Here is a 17,376-nt window from a genome sequence, read left to right as displayed (position 1 = left end):
GATGCAAGATATGCTAATGAGCCCGCGCCGCAAGCCGGGCTTAAAGGCTTTGGACTTGCGGCGCAGATCGAAAGGAGTTCCCTATGGGGCGAATCATCCTCATTTTTCTGGCGACCATGAGCGTGTTTATTTTGCTGTATGCGCCCCAGCCGCTGCTGCCGCTGTTCGCGGAGCAGTACGGCATTTCCATTGCTACGGCCAGCTTGACCATATCGGTCACCATCATATGTCTAGCCGTTTCTTCCTTTGTGCTCGCTCCCTTCTTTGACCGATGGGACCGGAAGACGGTAGTAGGGATCGCAAGCCTGCTGCTGGTCGTTCCGAGCGCAATGCTGACGGTGACGGACTCCTTTGCCTGGATGCTGGTGTGGAGGGGGCTGCATGGCCTCTGCATTCCCGGCGTAACGGCGGTGCTTGTCGCCTATGCATCGGAGGAATTTCCATCTGCGCAAAGAGGTCGTGTTTTGGGAATTTATGTAAGCGCTACAGTGGCCGGAGGACTGGTCGGCAGGGTCATTGCCGGACCGATAGCCGAGACCTTCTCATGGCATGCGGTATTCGGCTGGATTGCCGTATTATCTGCCCTCGTCAGTGCTCTGGTCTGGTGGCTGCTCCCGGCTTCCAAGCAAAAGGCAAGCAAGGACCGGACCGGTTTTCTCGATCATTTGCGGAATCGGGCGCTGCTCGGCACGTTTCTGATCGGGTTCTCCCAATTCTTCGCTTTTATCGGTTTTTTTACGTATCTTCCCTTTTATGCGGCGGGGGAGCCGTTCAGGCTCAGCGTCACGCAAATTTCTTTTTTGTATGGGGCTTATGTGTTCGGTGTCTTCTCCGCTCCGATGGCAGGTTACTGGTCGGACCGGGTCGGGCGCAGAGCGACGATGGCGCTGGGGCATTTGATCGGTGCCGCAGGCATTCTTCTGACCCTGTGGCCTACGCTTCCGGCACTTTTAATCGGTGCCTCGATTTTGGCTCTGGGCAATTTTGCCTCTCAATCGGCAACAACCGCTTATGTGACGGACATCGCCACGAAGGCGAGAGGGGCTGCATCCTCGCTCTACCTTGTTTTTTTCTATGTAGGAGGGAGCTTGGGGGCGTTCGTGCCCGGATTGTTGTGGAGCCGGTTCGCTTGGCACGGACTTGTCGGATTAACCGTAGGTACGATTGTATTGGCACTTGTTAGCAATTATATGTTTGCAGGCTCGGCTGCATCCGGTTCCCCGAACCGCAAGCCGGTCTCATCACAATAATAAGACTTTTGGATAGGCAGGTATATAGCGATGATGAACCAACCGAAACCCAAACCGAAGAAGCTGAAAGCTTCGGCAAGAGTGCCCAAGTTCAAGTGGAGCTTGAGCAGCGTGAAAGCAAGGCTGTTTATTTTATCTCTTCTGATTTTGCTCGTGCCCGGGCTTTTGATCGGCTGGATTACGTTCAATACATCCAAGTCGCAGATCGAACAGCTGCTGATGGCCAGCGCTTCGGAGAATGTAGCTCTAACGAATATGTACATCAATAACCTGATCCTGAGCAGGGAGAAGGAGCTTGATGTGCTGACGCAAGAAATTGCCGGGGAGCTGAAGGCTTCCTCTGGCAAAAGCGGTCCCCGCACGCTTGCTGCCATGCAGGATTTTCTAAATGAGCATCCGGAGAGCAAGCCTCCGGTGCTCGCCACGGAAGACGGACAGCTGGTAACGGCGTCGAGCGACCTGAAGGTTCCGCAGGATTACAAGCCCAAGGAAGCACAATGGTACAAGGAAGCCAAAGGCAAGGACAAGCTGATCATGACGGATCCTTACCAGGATGCACTGTTCGGCGGCATCGTAATTACGATAGCCAAGGCGCTGCCTGACCAGTCCGGTGTGGTGGCGATTCAGCTGAACCTCGAGGAGATCAAGCAGCTGACGAAGGATGTGCATATCGGGAAAGCCGGGTACATCGTCATTTATTCGAAAAACAAGCAGTTCCTCCTTCATCCGACGAACAAGATCGGTACGCCGACAAGTCCACACAATGAAGTGATGTACCAGCCGGGCATGGAGACGGGCAAATACGATTACATTTTCAAGGATGAGCCTAAGAAAATGATTTATACGACCAACCCGACCACGGGCTGGAAGGTGGCCGGCAATATGTCAGCCATTGAAATCAACGATTTGGCGAAGCCCGTGCTGGATCGGACGATCGCCGTCATTTCTGTTTCCCTCCTAGTTGGGGCAATCATCGTCTATTTCATGATCATGTCGATTTTGCGTCCGTTGAACCGTCTGCGCCTGGCTACACAGAAGATCAGCCAAGGGGATCTGACGGAACGGGTACAGGTGAAGAAGCAGGACGAGATCGGTCAGGTCGGGATCAGCTTCAACCAGATGGCCGACGCGCTTCATTCCATTCTGCTGGAGGTGCGCAACAGCTCCTCGCAGCTTGCGGCGTCCTCCTCGGAGCTGTCGGTCAGCTCCGAGCAGACGAACAAAACAAGCGAGCAGGTCGTGGTAACTGTGCAGCAGCTGTCTGCGGGAGTAGAACAGCAGGTCCGCTTCGTCGATGAAAGCTCCAGAGCGATCTCGGAAATTTCGGCGAGCGCGCAGCAAATTTCCGCGAATGCGGAGAGTGCGTCGTCGACCTCGACGTATTCGTCGAATAAGGCGACGGAAGGCTTTATTGCGATTCAGTCTGTCACGGAGCAGATGCATTCCATTCATCAGACGGTCAGCGGCTTGGCTGAAGCGGTCAAAGGACTAGGCGAGCGGTCCGAGCAGGTCACGCAGGCCATCGAGATGATTAGCGCGATTTCCGCGCAGACGAACCTGCTGTCCTTGAATGCCGCGATTGAGGCGGCACGGGCGGGAGAACAGGGTAAAGGCTTCGCCGTCGTAGCCGGAGAGGTGCGCAAGCTTGCCGAGCAATCGGCGGTTTCCGCACAGCAAATCTCGGAAGTGGTGCAGTCGATCCAGGAGGAGACAGGGCACACGGTCAAAGCGATGGAGGCGGCGATGCGGGAAGTAAAAGAAGGCATGGACATGGTCAATGTCGCCGGTCATTCCTTCGAGGAAATCCGCTCGTCCATCGATCGGGTCGTGCAGCAGATTCAGGAGGTGTCCTCGGCATCGAATCTGATGGCGGAGAGTACGGCACAGGTGACAGAATCGATTCACGAGGTGGTGAAGGTCGCCGAGCAATCGAATGCGGGGACCCAGGAGCTGTCGGCCGCTGCAGAGGAGCAGCTCGCATCGGTACAGGAAATTTCCGCTTCGGCGGCGCATCTGTCTGGGATGTCCGAGCAGCTGAAATCGTTGGTCAATCAATTCAGAATCTAGCTGTTGGTATAGCTAGGAGATTACAGGTTTCCCTCGGCAGGTGGCGGGCAGAGGGGAGCCTGTTTTTTTGTCTGTTCGTCCAAAGGACTTTTATCGACACTTTGAACAGCCTTAGCTCAAAAAGAGCGAAGGCTGTTTTTTAATGTCCATACATGGGATGACCATATCTTACTTTTTTATTCCTTGAACATTATGATATAATTTAATATATTTTACCATTTAAGGGAGGTTTTATCTTGGGTCAAACGATGTGTGCACGAATTTTGCGATGCCATGAATGAGCTAATCAAACGGGGAAAGCCCGACTTTTTATTGTTGTTTTTAACGTTTTTTTTAATTTGCTTCGGTCTTATTTTTGTGTATAGTGCAAGCATGGCGCTTGGAAGCGGTATTGCGATACGTCAACTTATTAGCACTTGCTTAGGCGTATTTCTCATGTTGTTATTTATGAACATAGATTATAGAAAACTACGTAAATGGATCATACCGGCTTTTATTGGAGTCACGATATTGCTTCTGATAACACCGATCATTGGAGTGAATAAGAATAACGCAACGAGTTGGATTGCTCTGGGCAGCTTTACAATTCAACCTGCTGAATTCGCCAAACTGGCGGTAATTATTTACGTAGCTAATTTACTAAGCAAGAAATTGGAGATGGTTAGTGATTTCAAGAAAGGGTTCATCCCACCAATCGCTGTAGTCCTGTTCATATCGGCACTTATTATGCTTCAGCCGGATTTTGGGTCAACGGCCATTTTAGTAAGTAGTACCATGATTGTCATTTTTGTTGCCGGCGCTAGAATAAAACATTTTGCTATTACTGCGGCCATTGGGGCATTTTTTATAACGATCGTCTACTCGATCAACATAATTTTAAATGACGGAGAACATGATTACCGAATGAATCGAATTACAACTTATTTGAATCCATGGTCGGATCCGCAAGGTAACGGTTACCAGATAATCCAATCACTCTATGCTCTTGGTCACGGTAGGGTCACAGGAGCAGGATTAGGACAAAGTATACAGAAGCTTAACTACTTACCATTACCTTATAACGACTTTATATTTTCAGTTATTGGAGAAGAACTGGGATTTATAGGGGGTTCATTCTTTTTATTGATTTACCTTGCTTTTATATGGCGTTGTATCCTCGTTGCGCTCCGCAGTAAGGAAATTTTCGGAACTTTGATTGGCGTTGGCATTGCTAGTATAATCGGAATCCAAGCTTTTATTAATATGGGAGGAGTTACAAATACCATACCGATGACTGGGGTCACGCTTCCGTTGATCAGCTATGGAGGGTCCTCTATGATGGTTACTCTATTAGGGATGGGAATTTTACTTAGTATTTCTCGAGATCGAACAAAATCAGAAACACAATCAAATAAAAAATCTACAAACAGTAAAAATAACACTTCTGTTCGGTTGGTTACGAATGGAAGAGTACCATAAATAAATGTTGCTGGAAATTCGAGAGGAGACGATAGACGGCAAAAGAATGTGCTTGAATGGGATGTTTTCGCTTACATGGGACAAAATGACTTTTGCTAACCCCCGTTAGGCTATCGTACAATGCTACACAACGTGGAAGATATCTAGGGATCCGACGAGGCACACGGAAGAGGCTTCGGTTCGAACCAAGTGATACAGGAGCGGGTTGGCCCCGCTTTACACCGTAGGAATAAAAGTCCTCGGAAAGTTCCGTTTGGGAGCTTTCTTGTGGGCTTTTTTTTCATATAAAGGGGGAGATTGTATGTGGTGGGGAGACTTGCAGCAGCAAATGGAGCTGAACCGGAACGAGATTGAGGCCAAAGCGCGGAAGGCATGGATGTGGGCGGACGACGGAGGCCGTAAACGTAAAGGGAACTGGTTCCGTAAATGGTGGGGATTCCTTTGGCTTATGACCTGTATTTTATGGCTATGCTAAATCGTGTAACTACCCGGATAAATGGAGGTCGTGCTCATGAAGCTTGATTTGGGCCGCTGCTTGCTTCACGAAAGGCTGCTGCAATCCGGCATGTCGGTAGGGGAGCTGGCTGGGGCTCTGCAGGTTAGACCCGAGCGCCTGTCGGATTACATGGAAAACAAGCGGGTCATGCCGCTAAAAACAGCAATATCTATCGCAGATACGCTGGACTGCAACGTTAAGGAGCTGTATGAGCTGCGGCCGGTGGATGCCGGAGGCCCGGGAGGAGGAAGGGGAGCCACCTGACCTGCCTGTCACGGAAGGCCGGCTGCTCACGGTTGTGGACTTCACGATTAAATTACAGGGAAGGGGAACCTCCGGCTGGGCGTTTGAATACGCTGTGAGTATTAAAGCCCAGGGAGGTTTACGTATGAGTTACTCTCCATATCGAGCGCAGCATGAGCAGGTGCTGTACGAAGCAAATCCGGAAACGGTGTCCACTTTAAAAAATGTGCAGGACCGCGTTCAAGCGATCGGTAAGCAGAACATGAACAAATGGGTTCGGGTCCAGACCTTAGACGGACATACCTATGAAGGTATTATCGTGCAGGTGGACCCAGGGCACATTTACTTAAGTGTACCGGTTGCACAGCGCGGGTTCTTTGGTCCCGGAGCGTATGTTTACAACAACGCTATTCTTCCGCTTGTTCTGTATAATTTGCTGGTCATCACCTTGCTGTATACTTAATCCCGTAAATTAAATGATTTAGGTGAGAAACGGATCCGATCATCCTCTTTCTTGTTGAGGATCGGGTCCGTTTTTTTGGTGGGTAGACGGGCCGTTTGCCTTGATAAACGCATGCCGTCTTGAAGGACGGCGGATCCTTTTATCCCTGGCGGAAGAATGAAAGAGCAACAATGCAAAATCGCTCCTATGGTATAACCAAGACAAGAAGCGGGTGAAGTCCTATTGTCATGCAACGCCTTCCTGTATAAGAGAGCTTGTACGCGGTACGGTGCTCCCATGCGAGGGATTACGCTGCTGTCTTTGTAAAAAATTATGGACGAGGAGCTGGGTTGAAATGGGGAAATTGAGAGGGAAAAAGGCATTAGTGACAGGTGCAAGCAGAGGCATCGGACGGGCCATTGCCATCCGTCTGGCGGAGGAGGGGGCCATGGTCGCCGTCCACTATGGCAGAAATAAAGAAGCTGCCGAACAGGTTGTCCAAGAGCTAGATCGAACTTACGGGTCCGGCTTCGCCATTGGTATGGAGTTTGGCCCGCACAAGAACATAGAGCAGCTATACAGCGTGCTGGATGAGCAGTGGATACAACGTACAGGCGATCACTACTTTGATATTTTGGTCAATAACGCAGGTGTCGGTCTTGTTCAGACCATGGAAGAAACATCGGAAGCTGCGTTTGATGAAGTGATGAATATCAATGTGAAGGCTCCGTTTTTCGTCACGCAGCATGCGCTGCCGCGTCTTCGGGACGGAGGGCGGATCATTAACCTCTCGTCCGCTGTCACGAGAATCGCTCTGCCCACCATTCCTGCATACAGTATGAGCAAAGGGGCTATCCACCCGATGACGCTCGCGCTATCCAAGCAGTTGGGCCCCCGTGGCATCACAGTCAATGCGATTATGCCGGGCTTCATCGATACCGATATGAACGCCGGCGCCTTAGAGGATCCGGGGTTGCGCCAATTCGGAGCGGAGTTCTCCATATTCGGCCGATGGGGCCATGCGGAGGACGTTGCGGATATTGCCGCATTTCTTGCTTCACCGGACAGCCGCTGGATCACCGGGCAGCTGATCGATGCGAGCGGCGGTTCTCACCTCTAGGCTCACGTAGGGGGCCTATGCCTTCCTTGGATTGGAACCTGAAAGCAGGATGGACTATACTAGAGTCATATGCAATTCAATAACAATCCATGAGGAGGTCATGAATAGATGAGTTCATTCGTTGGACAGGAACAGGGCTACGAGCTGGCTACTTTCGCCGGTGGCTGCTTCTGGTGCATGGTGACCCCGTTCGAGGAGCTGCCGGGCATTATTCGCGTCGTTTCTGGGTATACGGGAGGACATACCGAGAACCCGACCTACGAGCAGGTTTGCTCCGAAACGACAGGGCATGCCGAGGCGGTGCAGATTACGTTTGATCCGCAGCTTATGCCGTATGAGCAGCTGCTGGAGCTGTTCTGGCGGCAAATCGATCCGACTGACGCGGGCGGGCAGTTCCACGACAGAGGTTCATCCTACCGGACCTCGATCTTTTACCATAGTGAGGAGCAGCGGCGGTTAGCCGAAGCCTCCAAGCAGAAGCTGGAGCAAAGCGGCCGATTCGAGTCTCCCATCGTGACGCCTATCGTCCCGGCTGCGGCATTTTATCCGGCGGAGGAGTATCATCAGGATTACCATACGAAGAATCCATTCCGCTACAAAATGTACCGCAAGGGCTCGGGCCGCGATGCGTTCATAGAGCAGCATTGGCAGGTGACCAAGGATAAAGAGAAGCTGAAGCAGACCCTGACTCCGCTCCAGTACGAGGTGACGCAGAACAATGCGACGGAGCCGCCGTTCCGCAATGAGTTCTGGGATGATCACAGAGAAGGTATTTATGTCGATATCGTATCGGGTGAACCGCTGTTCAGCTCGTTGGATAAATTCGACTCCGGCTGCGGCTGGCCGAGCTTCACAAAGCCGCTTCTGCCGGGCAATGTGAAGGAGAAATCCGACTTCAGCCACATGATGATCCGTACCGAGGTACGGAGCCGCGAGGGAGATTCCCATCTTGGGCATGTGTTTAACGACGGGCCGGCACCGACAGGGCTCAGGTACTGCATCAATTCCGCTTCGCTGCGGTTTATTCCGAAGGACGAACTGGAAGCAGAGGGGTATGGGCACTATCTGAAGCTTTTTGCCAACTAAATTGCATAGCTTGCTTTAAAAAACCGTTCTATCGGTCGACTTAGACTGCTGGAACGGTTTTTTTTGTGCTGCAGTGGAAGCCAGGGAGGGCAAGCGGAGCAAGTGGAAAGGACAGGACTCCTTAACAGGGGCTGTCCTTTTTGCTGCTGCGGAGCAATGTATCCATCTTTGAAGCGGTATCCGAATCGCCTGACGGCATATTCACAGTAATAGTCAGGTCGGGTGAGCCGGTCGTCTGGAACGAAATTTGGTCGAAGACCAACGTCCCGGCGACGGGATGATAATTGATTTTTCTCCCCTCGGGGCGATCCAGCACGTCATGCTGCGGCCACCATGCTTTGAAATGCGTGCTGGCCTCATGCAATTCCTCAATGAATTGCATCCACCAGGCATCGCCCGCAAATCGGGCGTAGTTCGCGCGAAAATGGGCTAAACGGTGCCTGGCATGGGACTCCCAGTGCTCCTGAAGCAATTCCCGCACATATGGGGAAGTGAAGGTACGCCAAATGCTGTTGCGTTCGCGCGGCGTCATCTCCGGGTACGGACCATAAACCAGGCAGGCGGCCAGATTCCATCCAACGACGTTTAAACGATGGTCCGTCACATAGGCTGGATTGGCTCCCTGCAGGTCAAGGAAAGTCTGCAGCATCGGGTTGACGACGCTCTCGTTGGTCGAGCTGTCTGTCGGCAGCTGCCGGAGAGCGAGAACAAATAAATGCTTGCGCTCGTTCACATCGAGCTGAAGCGCCCTGGCAATGCTTTCAAGCACTTGCGGGGAAACTTTAATGTCGCGTGCCTGCTCCAGCCAAGTGTACCAGTCGACGCTCATGCCCGATAGCTGTGCAACCTCCCCGCGCCGCAGTCCTGGTGTTCGCCGCCGGCCGCATGCGGATAAGCCCACCTGCTCCGGAGCCAGACGAGCCCGCCTCGTTCTAAGAAACCGGGCAAGCTCTTGAAGCCGTTCGCTGTCTGAATGTTCCACCCGACCTCACCTGCCTTCCCTTCATAGCTCTATGGATTATAGGAGAATCACTCCTAGGATAAACCATCATCTGGTTCTAGTATCCATTCCATTATACACTTTGCTTGCTTGGGGCAGCCACAATTTTGATATCAGGAAAAGAAAGGGGTCTTACGTTTGGATAAAACGATTCATTTACAGAGCAGCGGTTCCGGCAGGCACCGGAAGGTATTTCTGCTTATGGCTCTTTCCCTCGGTTACTTCATGGTCTTATTGGATACAACGGTGGTAACGGTGGCGCTCCCGGCGATTCATGAAGCGCTGGGTGGCGGGCTGGAGGGGCTTCAGTGGGTAGTCAACGCCTATACGATCGTTTTTGCCGGTTTCTTGCTATCGATGGGGGCATTGTCCGATGATTTGGGAGCCAAGCGCGTTTACATCGGCGGGCTTGCCTTGTTTCTCGTGGCATCCGCCGCTATGGCTGCTTCTACATCGCTTGGTGCACTGATAGGTTTTCGCGCGATGCTTGGGCTTGGGGGAGCAGCCTTGATGCCCGCCTCGCTATCTCTGATTTCCCGCGCTTATGAGAATCCGGCCGAACGGGCACGTGCTTTGGGCATATGGGCTGCCGTTACCGGCCTCGCGATGGCAGCGGGACCGGTTGTGGGAGGGCTGCTGGTGGATACGTTAGGCTGGCGAAGCATATTTCTCATTCAAGTTCCTTTTGCAGCAGTCAGTATGATTATGACGCTGGTATGGGTTCAGGATGCGCGGCCCAAACGACAGCATGGCCTGGATGTGCCGGGTCAAGCGGCCGCTATTCTGACAATTGCGGCTTTGTCATTTGCCCTTATGGAAGGTGGGACGATAGGCTGGGGGGCGCCCTCTATTGTCGCAGCCTGGGGGATCGCATTGATAAGTGCAGCAGCCTTTATTCGGCTTGAAGCAAGGAGCAGAAACCCGCTGCTTCCGTTAACCTTGTTCAGGAGTAAGACCGTTTCGGCGGGAATGCTGGCCGGTATGATGATCAACGTGGGCTTGTCGGGTATATTGTTCATCGTACCGTTGTTTTTTCAACAGGTACGCGGCTTATCGGCTCATATGGCAGGCTGGGCGCTTTTGCCGTTAACCGTTCCAATGGCGTTCAACCCCATCCTTACCGGCCGTCTCGTGGGGCGGATTGGAGCGAGGATCCCGATGTCGGCAGGATTCCTACTGGCGGCGTCAGGTACGCTGCTCCTGCTGGGGATCGGAGCCGGCGCGGGTTATACCGTCACCCTTATCGGTTTATTACTTATTGGATTCGGGGTCTCGCTGGCAATCCCCTCCTTGATGACAGCGGTCATTTCCGCAGTGCCCAAGGAGCAGACAGGCGTCGCCTCAGGTGCTCTGAATTCGAGCCGTCAGCTGGGGGCGACGCTCGGTGTGGCTCTTCAAGGGGCCATGGTGAGCGGGAGCGGTACGTTTACGGCAGGCTTGCATGCCTCTCTTATCGTGACGTGCGTCGTTCTGTTCTGTGGAGGGTTGCTATCGCTGCTGTATATGGGTACAGAGCCGACCGGCACCCGAACGGCGAAGCAGGGGCAGTAACCGAAGGATCATCCTATCTATAAGTATTTATAAGTTTCCGATGAGGTTTTCTCATCCTTTGTGCACGGAGGCTTCTTGAACCGCTGCCACGGGCAGCCAGATTTCCACGCAGGTTCCTTGTCCGAGCTTGCTCTGAATGTTCAAGGTTCCCTTGTGATTAGCAATAATCTTTTGGCTGACCATCAGCCCCAGGCCATTGCCCGATTCCTTGTTCGTGAAAAAAGGCTCGCCCAGCCGGACAAGGTCTTTCTCGGCAATGCCGCATCCCTGATCAATAAACCGGACGGTGAGGCCGTCCTGTGACGTATGTTCTAACTGAATGCGCAGGGAACCGCCGTCAGGCATGGCTTCGAGTCCGTTCTTGAGGACATTCACGAACACCTGCTTCAATTGGTTCGGCTCGCAATGAATAGGGCTGCACTCCGTCGCTAGGTCCAGCTGCAGCTCCACGTTATTCATATGGGCCTGGGAATCGAGAAGCAGCACAATATCCCGCAATATGGTCTGAAGGTCGACGAGCTCATAGCAGCTTGCTTGAGGCTTCGCCAGCACGAGAAATTCACTGACGATAAAGTTAATACGGTCCAGCTCGGACAGCATCACATCCAGATACATGCTGCTGAGCGGACCTTTGCTCTTTTGCAGCTGGAGGAAGCCCTTGATGGTTGTGAGCGGATTGCGAATCTCATGAGCCACGCCCGCTGCAAGCTGACCGACAACGGACAGCTTCTCGGATTTGCGAAGCACTTCTTCGGTTTTCTTCCGGACCGTTATATTGCGGGAAATGGAGGCGATAGCTATAATCTCCCCCTGGCTGTCGCGAATCGGGGAGCTGGTCATGCTGATATCGAGAGACCGGCCATCTCGGGTCATGCGCACGGTTTCGTAATCGGCGATAGGGTACCCCTGCAGGATTGTAGAGCGGATATGCTCAAACTCCTGCTCATGTCCCGGGAATATAAGCTCAAGCCTCTTGCCCTCGACCTCTTCTTTATTCCAGCCGTACATCGCTTCGAATGCATTGTTCGTCCGCATCATTTCACCATTCAGAAGAACGACATGAATCGCATCGGAGGTATGATTGATGAACGACTCCAAATATTGCTGGGTATGCTGCAATTCTTCAGCCGCATTGTGCAGCTGCATCCAATAGGCGTCAAGATTATCCGCCATTGCATTCACCTGGGCAGCCAGGAGACCCAGCTCATCCTTGGTGCGGATAGAGAGGCGGGTACGGAAATGCCCTTGTGCTAAGGCATTTACTTGATCCATCACCAGATGGAGGGAGCGCAGCATGAAACCCGCTATAAAATAGCTCGCGACCATCGTCACGAGAAGCAATCCAAGTGAAATGCCAATATGCTTAAGCAGCTGTCGGTTCAACGTGCTTTGAATGGAAGTGTGATCGAACGTAATGCCAATCACATAGGGCTGCGCTCCTTGTATAGGAATAAAGCTTTTCATGACGGTGGTATTCTTGATCGTCGCCGTCTCTGTGATCATTCTGCCGGTATTGGCGGCCTGCTGAATTTGGGCGTCGTCACTGTCATCCTGATACGAATAGGGTCCGAAAATAACCGCACGCACGTCGAGGTTGTTGACGGGGATCCCGTTTTTAATTTTGATGATCGGTGCTTTTCCAAAAAATTGCGGATCAAAGCCTGTAATTTCCAACAGGTTCTTATTGTCCGCCAGCATCCGCTGTACGAGCGCTTCCGTCCCGCTTCCCGATTCGAACTGAAGCAGGGACTTGGCGTTCACATAAGGATTAATCAAATAATTGGTGGTGCCGTCATAATAATAGCCCCATTTATTAATAACAGAAGGATCTGAGCTGGCATAGTTGATCGGTCCCGACCAATAGTGAGGCAGCTTTTGCCCTTGGGGAACCGTAACTGCACCCGAATCGAACAGCTGATTGAAGGCGGTATACCAATAATCCCAGGTCTTGGAGCTCATGTTGATTTCCTTCGCGTTGGACGATTTCAATGCTACAATATCGTTACCGATTCGTTTCCACAGCGTAATATGGTCAATGTCCAGCTCCCGGCTTAATGCGGCCAGCTGCTCATTCGTTACTTGGTCGATATCAGGATTCAGCTTCAGCTTTGCCGCTAGGGCTGCAGCCCGAAGCTTCTCGCCGAGCGAATCCTCGAGCATTTGCTTCATCTGCTGGGTTAACTCGACATGGTCGCCGATTGTTTTGGCGATCTCGGTCATTTGCTTCTCGGCGCCCGACTGCAGCTCCGCTCGCGTAGAATAATAATAGATCGATATATTTAGAGTCAAAATGATGGCGACGATAAACGAGATGCATAATGACAGTTTGGTTTTGATAGACACAGATGTTCCTCCTCTCGAACATGGCATTCGTCCCGTAACTGCATGATGTGACGCCAGGATCAGAATCAATAGAATGATAACATGCTCGGTAAGGAATTGCTATGAAGGTTTGCTGGGCTGGAAACAGACGGGGAGGAGCTGCGAGAGGATGTTAAAGGAAGGGAGAACGAATCAATGGAGTCCATCTTAGGTGAACGGACCATTCGCTACCAATCGTTCGGGGAGCCGGCCGATGTTTTGCGGTTGGAGCGCAGAACTTCACCGCAGCCCGGCACAGGCGAAATTCGGGTTCGCATGTCTGCGCAGTCGATCAATCCGTCGGATCTGATCCCGATCCGGGGGGCATATGCGCACCGCATCCAGTTGCCTGCTGTTCCCGGGTACGAGGGAATAGGCGTCGTCGAGGCTGTCGGCAGGGGCGCAGCGCCTTCCCTGTTGGGAAGGCGTGTGCTGCCGCTGCGCGGGGAAGGAACATGGCAGGATGTCGTGATCTCCCCTGCCGAATGGGCGGTTCCGGTTCCGGCATCGATACCGGACGAGACCGCAGCTCAGCTGTTCATAAATCCCGTAACGGCTTGGGTCGTCTGCACCGAGGTGCTGCAGCTGAAGCCGGGAGATGTGCTTGTTATGAATGCCGGTGGCTCGGCACTAGGCACCCTAATTGCCCAGCTGTCGACCCTGCTGGGGTTCCGCTTCCTGGCTGTAATCCGGCGTGCGGCGGATGCCCCCCGCCTGTATGCAGCAGGCGCGTGGTATGTGCTGGATGACAGTCAACTGAGCGACGGCAGGTTCAAGGACAGGTTGGCAGCGGTTTACGAGCTGACCGGGGGCCAAGGGGCGGCGGCATCCGTCGATTGTGTCGGCGGCCAAGCCGGGGCTGAGCTTGTGGCTTGTACCGCGACGGGCGGTACCATCGTCAGCTTGGGGCTGCTGTCAGGTCAGCCGGTAAACCTGTCCCTGGTTGCCAAGGACCGTGTACGGGTCAGGCTGTTTCATTTGCGTCACTGGATGCAGCATGTGCCTGTCGAGACGTGGCAGCGCACGTTTCAACAAATGATTGGACTTGTAGAACAGAAGCGGTTTAAACTGAGGGAGATCGAACGATCGTTCGAGCTTCGCGAGGTGATTCAAGCCGTTCAGGCGGCGGAGCATCCTGGGAGACGAGGCAAGATCCTGCTGCATACCCGGCAAACCTGGAAGCCTGGTGCTTGGTGAATTGCAGCGGTCAAGCGGATGTGTTAGCATCGTTCGTTCAGCCTGGGCTAATATTCATATTCATTGTATTTCTGAAGGGAGGCCATTCTTTTGAAGGCAGCATTTATTTCGGATATTCATGGCAATGCGACCGCACTGGAAGCGGTATTGGAGCACGTTCGGAGAAATGGGGCGGACCGCATTTACGTGCTGGGCGATCTTTGCTACCGCGGACCGGCTCCCAAACGTTCCTTGGAGCTGGTACGGTCTTTAAACACGCAGGTTATTAAAGGCAACGCGGACGAATGGGTTGTCCGAGGGGTACGGCAGGGCGAGGTCCCCGATGCGGTATTGGAGCTGATGAACCGGGAGCGGGATTGGACTGTATCACAGCTGGAACGGGAAGATCTCGATTATTTGGCCCAGCTGCCTACAGAGCTTCATCTCGAGGTGGAGGGCATCTCAATCCACGCCTTTCATGCGACGCCGGACAGCTTGTTCGAGATTGTGGCGCCCGGCTCCGGCGATGAGGTGCTGCAAACCAAGCTGATGTCCGCTGCGGATGCGGGTTTGTACATTTATGCACACATCCACAAGCCGTATATACGTTACCTGGACGGCCAGATCGTCATCAATATCGGCAGCGTAGGACTGCCCTTCGATGGCCTTGCCAAAGCTTCGTATGCGATGGTCGAAATCGAAAACGGAAGCGTGTCTACGCGAATCGAGCGCGTTCCGGTACCTATCGATCGAGTCGTCGAGCAGTATTATGAGGTTGGCTATCCGAATGCGGAGATGATGACCCGGATCGTTCGCAGCGCGAGCGTGAAGGCTTAAGCAGTTGGCCGCAAACGCATGCCTCCGGAGCTGGCAGGACCGACACAGGCCCTCCGGAAGGCGGGCGTTTCGCTTTGTATCTATACGACAGTTAATGCTTTTGCCGGGTAAGCCGCAGCCGTGGGATGTGAAACGCTTCAATGACCAAAGTAAGAAGCAGCAGGCCGACAACGCCAAGGAAGATAAATAAAGCAGATAAACCCCCGGCGAACTGTCCGATCTCCATCAGCAGCCCCATCGCCAGGGTTGGAATCAGCGGTTCGCCGTAGGATCTCCACCAATCCAGCGGGAACCTTTCATAATAAAAGAACCAGACCATGCACAAGGCGGAAGCCGCCCAGCCGCCGGTATAAAACCAGACCGCCAGCACTGGATTGTTCGCAGCGAAGAGCGGTGCCAGTGCAATAACGATGACGCCGGCCACGATCATGACCCAGAAATTAGCCTTCGTTTTCCCTGCCCCCGATAGAATGCTGCCCCCCAATCTTCCGACAGAGGAGAAGAGAACGCCTAGTGCCAGCAAGCGGATATAAATAGCGGAATCGTTCGTCGTATAGCCGGAACCGAACAGGAATCCGTTGATTTCATTCGGATACAGACAGATCGTCAGCGTCAGCGGATACAGGATCAGGTTATTATACCGGATACATAGCGTCCCTCGTCGCTTGCTTTCCTGAGGATCCCGGGAGCTTTCTGCAACAAAGGGGAAGGTTACAATCATAAACGCCCAGGTGACAATCCCGATGAAGCCTGTAATTCTGGAAGCATTGGCCAGCTCACCGACAGCAATGACCGAGCTTGAACCGATAAACATGACCAGAAATGGCTGCTGGAAAGCCTTCGCAATGTTGCCCGCCCAGAGCGGGACGCCGTACTTCATCATGCGGCCCATCTCCCGTAGGGAGAAGGAACCGAGCCACTTTGGATTATGCACCTTTTCCACCTTCCATATAATAAAAGCTGCCGTCACCATGGCCCCGATGCCCATCCAGAATGACACGCCCCACAGCAAATCATGGGTGCCGAACGTCCATAATACACCCAAGACCATCCCCAGGGTAGAAAAGACCGTTGTGATGACCATAAAAAAGGCCTGCGTCTTAAAATCACGGTTTCCCGAAAAGGACGAGACCCCGATATTGATCACCGAGTTGAAGATGAGCATGATTGCGCTTAAAAACAATGCGCCTTTTAATGAAGGAAGATGATAGAAATCAGCCAGAAGCGGGGCGAGAGCCGCCACAATCACGCTGACCACTATACCGAAAAAGGTGCTGCCCAGCAGGGAGAGCCGGAATTTACTCTCGATTGCCTCCTGCCGATCGGTTGAAAACGTATACACCAAGGCCGAGTTAAATCCCACATTCAGGAACAGCGCCACCATGCCGAATATTTGCAGCAGCAAATTCACTTCACCGAACTTTGCCGGATCGTTCAGCAGCCGCGCCAAAATAATGCTGCCTACGGTCTGCAGCAGTTGATTGATAAAGAGGCCGACGACAATTATGGAGACGTTGCGCAGCAGAAAGCGCTGATTGTCGCTTAGAGTAAGTCTCATCTTTTGCATGGTACGGGCACCTTCTTAGGTTGTGATTGTAGTCGTTTACCGCTTTATCGTAACAGCATGCCGGAGGGATGGCAACGAAGCGATAGGGCTGTAAATTCCAGCTAAGGTGCGTTTTTGCCAGCATAGCCCAATATTTTGGTTCAGGATGCAAGCATGCGGTAAATTATTTATCCGCTACATTGTCCATTCAGTCTACTTTGCTAGCGCCTTCGCATACATAGTAATGGGGTGAGGATATGGCAGTAGTGAAGGCAAGAGATCAGGATGTGGCGTTACTCGCAAGGCTGCTGCGGGCAGAAGCGGAAGGCGAAGGCGAGAAGGGCATGATGCTTGTAGGCAACGTCGGCATTAACCGGATTCGCGCGAATTGCTCCGATTTCAAGGGACTTCGTACGATTCCGCAAATGGTTTACCAGCCGCATGCCTTTGAGGCGACCACTCACGGGTACTTTTATCAGAGTGCGAGAGAGAGGGAAAAGCGGCTAGCGCAAAGAGCAATTAACGGCGAGAGGAGCTGGCCCGGCGAGTTCAGCCTATGGTATTTCAAACCGACGGGGGACTGCCCGGATACTTGGTATAACCAGCCGCTGGTAGGCCGCTACAAGGCCCACTGCTTTTATCAGCCGACAAGTAAGGAATGCGCCAATATTTACAATACGTATTAACGTCGAGGAGCCGTGAGGCTCTGTTTTTTTGGTAGATGAATCAATTTCATAATGATT

The 17,376-nt window shown here is 52.7% G+C and carries 15 protein-coding genes; 12 read left to right on the top strand and 3 right to left on the bottom strand.

Annotated elements, in window-relative coordinates:
• Positions 1-83 precede the first annotated feature (83 nt).
• The 8 genes from CF651_RS31095 to msrA all read left to right on the top strand — a co-directional run bounded on the left by CF651_RS31095 (position 84) and on the right by msrA (position 8,162).
• Positions 84-1,250: an MFS transporter gene (locus CF651_RS31095; protein WP_094018748.1), complete on the top strand. Its 1,167-nt coding sequence runs from the start codon at positions 84-86 to the stop codon at positions 1,248-1,250.
• A 30-nt stretch (positions 1,251-1,280) separates the two neighbouring features.
• Positions 1,281-3,317, top strand: a complete 2,037-nt coding sequence (locus tag CF651_RS31090) for a methyl-accepting chemotaxis protein (RefSeq protein WP_094018747.1) — start codon at positions 1,281-1,283, stop codon at positions 3,315-3,317.
• A 273-nt stretch (positions 3,318-3,590) separates the two neighbouring features.
• Complete coding sequence (gene ftsW / locus CF651_RS31085; protein ID WP_094018766.1) at positions 3,591-4,775, top strand: putative lipid II flippase FtsW; 1,185 nt, start codon at positions 3,591-3,593, stop codon at positions 4,773-4,775.
• Positions 4,776-5,076: 301 nt separating this feature from the next.
• Complete coding sequence (locus CF651_RS32600) at positions 5,077-5,250, top strand: hypothetical protein (RefSeq protein ID WP_179233082.1); 174 nt, start codon at positions 5,077-5,079, stop codon at positions 5,248-5,250.
• A gap of 36 nt (positions 5,251-5,286) precedes the next feature.
• Complete coding sequence (locus tag CF651_RS31080; protein ID WP_094018746.1) at positions 5,287-5,535, top strand: helix-turn-helix domain-containing protein; 249 nt, start codon at positions 5,287-5,289, stop codon at positions 5,533-5,535.
• Positions 5,536-5,659: 124 nt separating this feature from the next.
• The gene (locus CF651_RS31075; RefSeq protein WP_094018765.1) at positions 5,660-5,977 is read left to right on the top strand and encodes a hypothetical protein; all 318 of its coding nucleotides are present in this window, start codon (positions 5,660-5,662) and stop codon (positions 5,975-5,977) included.
• A gap of 334 nt (positions 5,978-6,311) precedes the next feature.
• The gene (locus CF651_RS31070) at positions 6,312-7,076 is read left to right on the top strand and encodes an SDR family oxidoreductase (protein ID WP_094018745.1); all 765 of its coding nucleotides are present in this window, start codon (positions 6,312-6,314) and stop codon (positions 7,074-7,076) included.
• A 108-nt stretch (positions 7,077-7,184) separates the two neighbouring features.
• Complete coding sequence (gene msrA, locus CF651_RS31065; protein ID WP_094018744.1) at positions 7,185-8,162, top strand: peptide-methionine (S)-S-oxide reductase MsrA; 978 nt, start codon at positions 7,185-7,187, stop codon at positions 8,160-8,162.
• A gap of 121 nt (positions 8,163-8,283) precedes the next feature.
• Here the strand turns inward: msrA and CF651_RS31060 are convergent, their stop codons facing one another.
• Positions 8,284-9,144, bottom strand: coding sequence for a helix-turn-helix transcriptional regulator (locus tag CF651_RS31060; RefSeq protein ID WP_094018743.1), 861 nt, complete (start codon positions 9,142-9,144; stop codon positions 8,284-8,286).
• Between the two features lie 156 nt (positions 9,145-9,300).
• Here CF651_RS31060 and CF651_RS31055 point away from each other — a divergent pair, with 156 nt between their 5' ends.
• Positions 9,301-10,713, top strand: a complete 1,413-nt coding sequence (locus CF651_RS31055; RefSeq protein ID WP_245856228.1) for an MFS transporter — start codon at positions 9,301-9,303, stop codon at positions 10,711-10,713.
• Between the two features lie 51 nt (positions 10,714-10,764).
• Here the strand turns inward: CF651_RS31055 and CF651_RS31050 are convergent, their stop codons facing one another.
• A complete protein-coding gene (locus CF651_RS31050; protein ID WP_179233081.1) occupies positions 10,765-13,056 on the bottom strand; it encodes an ATP-binding protein in 2,292 nt (763 codons plus the stop codon).
• Between the two features lie 174 nt (positions 13,057-13,230).
• On the opposite strand from CF651_RS31050, the gene CF651_RS31045 reads away from it, so the two are divergent.
• Positions 13,231-14,271 carry a zinc-dependent alcohol dehydrogenase family protein gene (locus CF651_RS31045; RefSeq protein ID WP_094018742.1) on the top strand — a complete coding sequence of 347 codons (1,041 nt, stop codon included), beginning with the start codon at positions 13,231-13,233 and terminating at the stop codon, positions 14,269-14,271.
• A 90-nt stretch (positions 14,272-14,361) separates the two neighbouring features.
• On the top strand, positions 14,362-15,087 hold the full coding sequence (locus tag CF651_RS31040) for a metallophosphoesterase family protein (RefSeq protein WP_094018741.1): 726 nt from the start codon (positions 14,362-14,364) through the stop codon (positions 15,085-15,087).
• Positions 15,088-15,178: 91 nt separating this feature from the next.
• Here CF651_RS31040 and CF651_RS31035 read toward each other — a convergent pair whose 3' ends face one another.
• Positions 15,179-16,654 (bottom strand): oligosaccharide flippase family protein, encoded by a 1,476-nt coding sequence (locus CF651_RS31035; RefSeq protein ID WP_094018740.1) that lies wholly within the window; start codon positions 16,652-16,654, stop codon positions 15,179-15,181.
• Positions 16,655-16,890: 236 nt separating this feature from the next.
• Here CF651_RS31035 and CF651_RS31030 point away from each other — a divergent pair, with 236 nt between their 5' ends.
• Positions 16,891-17,319: a cell wall hydrolase gene (locus tag CF651_RS31030; RefSeq protein WP_094018739.1), complete on the top strand. Its 429-nt coding sequence runs from the start codon at positions 16,891-16,893 to the stop codon at positions 17,317-17,319.
• Positions 17,320-17,376 lie beyond the last annotated feature (57 nt).

Source organism: Paenibacillus rigui, assembly GCF_002234615.1.
GTDB classification, from domain to species: domain Bacteria; phylum Bacillota; class Bacilli; order Paenibacillales; family NBRC-103111; genus Paenibacillus_S; species Paenibacillus_S rigui.
Note: the sequence above shows the minus strand (reverse complement) of the source record. Positions and strands in the feature narration are given on the sequence as shown.

Excerpts from the sequence above, each read along its gene's own strand:
- CF651_RS31070 (WP_094018745.1), top strand. The coding sequence starts at position 6,312 with ATGGGGAAATTGAGAGGGAAAAAGGCATTAGTGACAGGTGCAAGCAGA.
- msrA (WP_094018744.1), top strand. The coding sequence starts at position 7,185 with ATGAGTTCATTCGTTGGACAGGAACAGGGCTACGAGCTGGCTACTTTC.
- CF651_RS31030 (WP_094018739.1), top strand. The coding sequence starts at position 16,891 with ATGGCAGTAGTGAAGGCAAGAGATCAGGATGTGGCGTTACTCGCAAGG.
- CF651_RS31045 (WP_094018742.1), top strand. The coding sequence starts at position 13,231 with ATGGAGTCCATCTTAGGTGAACGGACCATTCGCTACCAATCGTTCGGG.
- CF651_RS31090 (WP_094018747.1), top strand. The coding sequence starts at position 1,281 with ATGATGAACCAACCGAAACCCAAACCGAAGAAGCTGAAAGCTTCGGCA.
- CF651_RS31095 (WP_094018748.1), top strand. The coding sequence starts at position 84 with ATGGGGCGAATCATCCTCATTTTTCTGGCGACCATGAGCGTGTTTATT.
- CF651_RS31075 (WP_094018765.1), top strand. The coding sequence starts at position 5,660 with ATGAGTTACTCTCCATATCGAGCGCAGCATGAGCAGGTGCTGTACGAA.
- ftsW (WP_094018766.1), top strand. The coding sequence starts at position 3,591 with ATGAATGAGCTAATCAAACGGGGAAAGCCCGACTTTTTATTGTTGTTT.
- CF651_RS32600 (WP_179233082.1), top strand. The coding sequence starts at position 5,077 with ATGTGGTGGGGAGACTTGCAGCAGCAAATGGAGCTGAACCGGAACGAG.
- CF651_RS31035 (WP_094018740.1), bottom strand. The coding sequence starts at position 16,654 with ATGCAAAAGATGAGACTTACTCTAAGCGACAATCAGCGCTTTCTGCTG.
- CF651_RS31080 (WP_094018746.1), top strand. The coding sequence starts at position 5,287 with ATGAAGCTTGATTTGGGCCGCTGCTTGCTTCACGAAAGGCTGCTGCAA.